Below are 3,725 nucleotides of genomic sequence, written 5' to 3'. Positions count from 1 at the left end.
CTGCAACTCTTTTCTTCGAACCCTTATGAAGTTTTTCAATGCCGGGTAACTCTTATATTACCGAAGTTCGAACTAACGGCAGGAGATGACCCATGAGCGAAAGGGTTTCCACCGGTGTCCCCGGTCTCGACGATATGCTCAACGGTGGCCTCATTCCCGGAAGGGTCTATCTGGTGAAGGGCGCTCCCGGCACGGGAAAAACGACCCTTGCCATGCACTTTGCGATGGCCGGTGTCTCAAGGGGAGAAAACGTCCTTTACGTGACCCTTGAGGAGCCGGCCGACAACATCAAGCAGGACTTTGGAAAAATGGGCTTCGATGTTTACAATTCCAACTTCTTCTTGATTGACGCAACGCCAACGACGGAGCGCTACGTCCTTCTTGAGGACATATTCGAGACGTTCGCCAAGAACCTCGAAAAGCTGACGGATGCAATCCTTGAAAAGTTCGGGGCTATTCACTTCTCAAGGCTCGTGGTTGACCCAATAACGATGCTCAAGATGACGAGTTCAACAGAGCTCGACTACAGAAGGGCCTTCCTGAAGTTCATAAAGACGATGATGCGCCTCAAGGTCACGACCCTGATAACGTCGGAGATGGAAAGGACGGACGTTGAGGAGTACCTCGTCAGCGGCGTGATAGAGCTTAGAACCTTTGAAATCAAGGGCGTCCTTGAGAGGGCGGTGAAGATAACGAAGTTCAGGGGGAGCGGCTTTGACAGGGTTATAAGGCCCTTCGAAATAACGGACAGGGGCATGGTTGTCCACCCCGATAAAACCCTCTTCTGAGGTGTTGGCATGATTCCCGAAGAGGTTAGGAAAATACTCGAAGAGATGAGGGCCGAGAGAATCAGGGGAGCAAGCTGGATGGCCCAGAGGGGAGCCGAGGCGTATCTGCTCCTCTCAAGAATACTCTCAGGAGAAGAACTAAAGAGGGCATTGGAGGAGATGAGGAAGGCCGTGCCCGAGGTAAACAAGACCATGGCATCACTCTACAACCTGGCGAGGTTCATACCTGTAACTGATGACCCGGAGCTCGTAAGGAGCAGGGCGGAGGAATTTCTGAGGCTCGTGAAGGAGGCCAAAAGGGAGATAGGGAACATCGGGAGCGAACTCATCGACGACGGTGACGTAATAGTAACGCACTCATTTTCATCGGCCGTCTTGGAGATTCTAAGAACTGCCAGGGGGAAGGGAAAGCGGTTTAAGGTTGTGCTAACCGAGAGCGCCCCCGATTACGAGGGACTCGCACTGGCCGGGGAGCTTGAAAGGCTCGGGATTCCCTTTGAGGTCATAACCGATTCCCAGCTGGGGCTTTTTGTCAGGAACTCAACGCTCGCCCTCGTCGGCGCCGACAACGTAACGAGGGACGGCTTCGTTGTGAACAAGGCAGGGACGTATCTCCTCGCCCTCGCCTGCCACGATGCCGGCGTTCCATTCTACGTCGCCGCCGAGAGCTTCAAGCTCCATCCCGAGCTTGACTCGGACGAAGTCGAGATAGTTGAGAGGCCCTACTCGAGGCAGGGATTCAGGGTCAGGAACTTCATATTCGACATCACGCCGTGGAAGTACGTCAGGGGAATAATAACAGAACTCGGAATCCTGGTTCCGCCAAAGGAAATATAAAGGGAAAATCAGTCCTCGTGGGCAAGCCAGAGGAGAGCACCCTTGATGAACGGCCAGTTGCTCCTTATGTATTTGCTGTAGTAGGCATCGCTTAAAGCCTTGCTCGAGCCGTAGGCCACTATCCTTCCCTTACCGACCTGAACGGCCGCCGCCACTATTGGCTCACTGCCCTCGGCGTAAACGACGTTGCCTTCCGAATCAACCGCGTATCCCGTTGGGAACGCCCTTATGACCCAGACTGCATCCCCGGTAATCTTGAGCGTGTCGCCGCTGTAGTATATCTTCCAGCCGTCGGGGATGAACTTCGTGATTGGCGTCTCGCGGTTGTAGATTCCAACGAAGGGATAGTACGGCTTTCCGCTGTTGTTGGCGTTGTCCATAAGCTCCGTTCTTTCGAACTCTATTCCAAACTTCCCGACGACGGCGTTGAGGCTCTCGGTGTTCACGTACTTGTACCAGTCACCGGCTATGAAGAGCCCGCCGCCGTTCTCGACGAACTGCTGGAGCGCCCGAATTTCGGTCTCGGACAGGTCGCTCTTGGGGTTGGTGAGTATGACTATATCGTAGTTCTTGAGAACGTCCTCGGTGAGGGGCACGTAGCTGACGTTGACCTCCCAGCCAAGCTCGCTCTCAATGTAGTTCTTGAGGTTCTCTATGCCGTATTTGCTGATGTAGTACTGACCGTGGGAGGCGTCTATGAGAACCCTCGTTATGTGTATGGTGATGTTCGTGACGTTTGAGGGCGCGCTCACGTTCGTCTGGTTCGAGAGCGTTCCGTTGGCCGGTGCGGTAACGTTTCCAGCCGTCTGGTTTGTCTGGTTGCTCGCCTTTGGCCTGCAGAGGGGTTCCACCTTTTCAAGGGTCTTCTGGAGGATTGGGAGAACCTTTTCAATCCTCTCCTGAAGGTCCCTTCCAAGGAAGGCGGCCTTCCTTATGTGAATCATCAGCGGGTATGAGTAGAGCCTGTTGCCGTTCACGAGGAGCGGGGCGTGGGCCTTCATCTTGAGGAAGAGCTGGTACTCGTCCAGCATCTCATGATAGGTGGAGTTAATCCACTGGACGTCGTCCGTGAGGTCTCCGAGGTCAACACCACAGCTCCGGAGCTTCTCTACCGTGCTCGTAAGGTTCTCGTAGAGGGCGTTTATCGCCGGGAACTCCTTGTTGTACATGTTCTCGTAGTACGTTGAGAGACCGAAGAACAGCCTGTACGGGTTTGTGTAGACGTAGACGGTCGCGCTCGACTGGTCGGAGAAGCCGTCGCCGAAAATCTCCGCAGTTACTGTGTAGTAGCCCTCCTCGGGCGGAACCCAGTCGTATTCCACCGCAAACTCGCCGCCGGCGGGCACACTGACGGTTTCGTTGTAAACGACCTGACCGTTGATTAGGAGGCGGTACTCAACGCTCTGGTTCTTGCTCCCCCCGTTGGTTATGACGGCCTTTATCGGGGCGTTCAATCCGGCGTACGCTGGCTGCGCAACGCTGAGGGAGGAGATGGCTATCGGAACGTAGTAGGAAACTCTGAGAACCGGACGGTCGTAGGAGTTCTCCCGCGAGTAAATCCACGCGTAGTTGCTTATGTTCTCGTTCACCAGTTTGAGAACAAAGCTGAAAACGTTCTGCTCCGGGAACTTGGATTTGACGTAGCCGGTCACGTTGAAGCAGACCCATCCCTTCGAGAGCGTTCTGTTGTCGAGCAACGGACCCGGCTGGGGTGCCGGTCTTGTGTAGTCCTCGCTCCAGTTGTTAGTGATGTTGTAAACACCGACGTTCATCGGGGTATCAAAGTACTTGATATACGCAACGTAAACGCAGAGCTGAGCGCTTTCTATCTTAGCTACCCCGGGAATCGATGAGAGGTTGAACCGGAAATACGCACGCTCCCTGCTGTAATAGGAGGTGTTGCCTATGGCGAGCTCATACTTTCCCGACCAATTGTAGTAGTTTTTCCAGTAGTAGTATTTCCCATATTTGTAGTAGCTGTAGGCGTCCGCACTTGCCGTGACGTTGACGGCCTTCAGGACGTAGTTTGTCGAGGGGGAAGCGCTGACATCTCCAGCGCCGTAGAGGGGAATTACTCCAGCAACAATTAGAACAATCAAG

The 3,725-nt window shown here is 54.1% G+C and carries 3 protein-coding genes; 2 read left to right on the top strand and 1 reads right to left on the bottom strand.

What is annotated here, in order from left to right:
- Positions 1-92 precede the first annotated feature (92 nt).
- Complete coding sequence (locus tag MVK46_RS01340) at positions 93-788, top strand: ATPase domain-containing protein (protein ID WP_297534669.1); 696 nt, start codon at positions 93-95, stop codon at positions 786-788.
- Between the two features lie 9 nt (positions 789-797).
- Positions 798-1,625 carry a translation initiation factor IF-2B subunit alpha gene (locus MVK46_RS01335; RefSeq protein WP_297534667.1) on the top strand — a complete coding sequence of 276 codons (828 nt, stop codon included), beginning with the start codon at positions 798-800 and terminating at the stop codon, positions 1,623-1,625.
- An 8-nt stretch (positions 1,626-1,633) separates the two neighbouring features.
- On the opposite strand, the gene MVK46_RS01330 is transcribed toward MVK46_RS01335, so the two are convergent.
- A partial coding sequence (locus MVK46_RS01330; RefSeq protein ID WP_297534665.1) for a DNRLRE domain-containing protein occupies positions 1,634-3,725 on the bottom strand: 2,092 nt, incomplete at its 5' end.

This window comes from Thermococcus sp. (assembly GCF_027066465.1).
GTDB lineage: Archaea > Methanobacteriota_B > Thermococci > Thermococcales > Thermococcaceae > Thermococcus.
This window is presented reverse-complemented; position numbering and strand designations above follow the sequence as displayed.

Bases quoted from the DNA above. Each gene is read 5' to 3' on its own strand.
- MVK46_RS01340 (WP_297534669.1), top strand. From the start codon at position 93: ATGAGCGAAAGGGTTTCCACCGGTGTCCCCGGTCTCGACGATATGCTC.
- MVK46_RS01335 (WP_297534667.1), top strand. From the start codon at position 798: ATGATTCCCGAAGAGGTTAGGAAAATACTCGAAGAGATGAGGGCCGAG.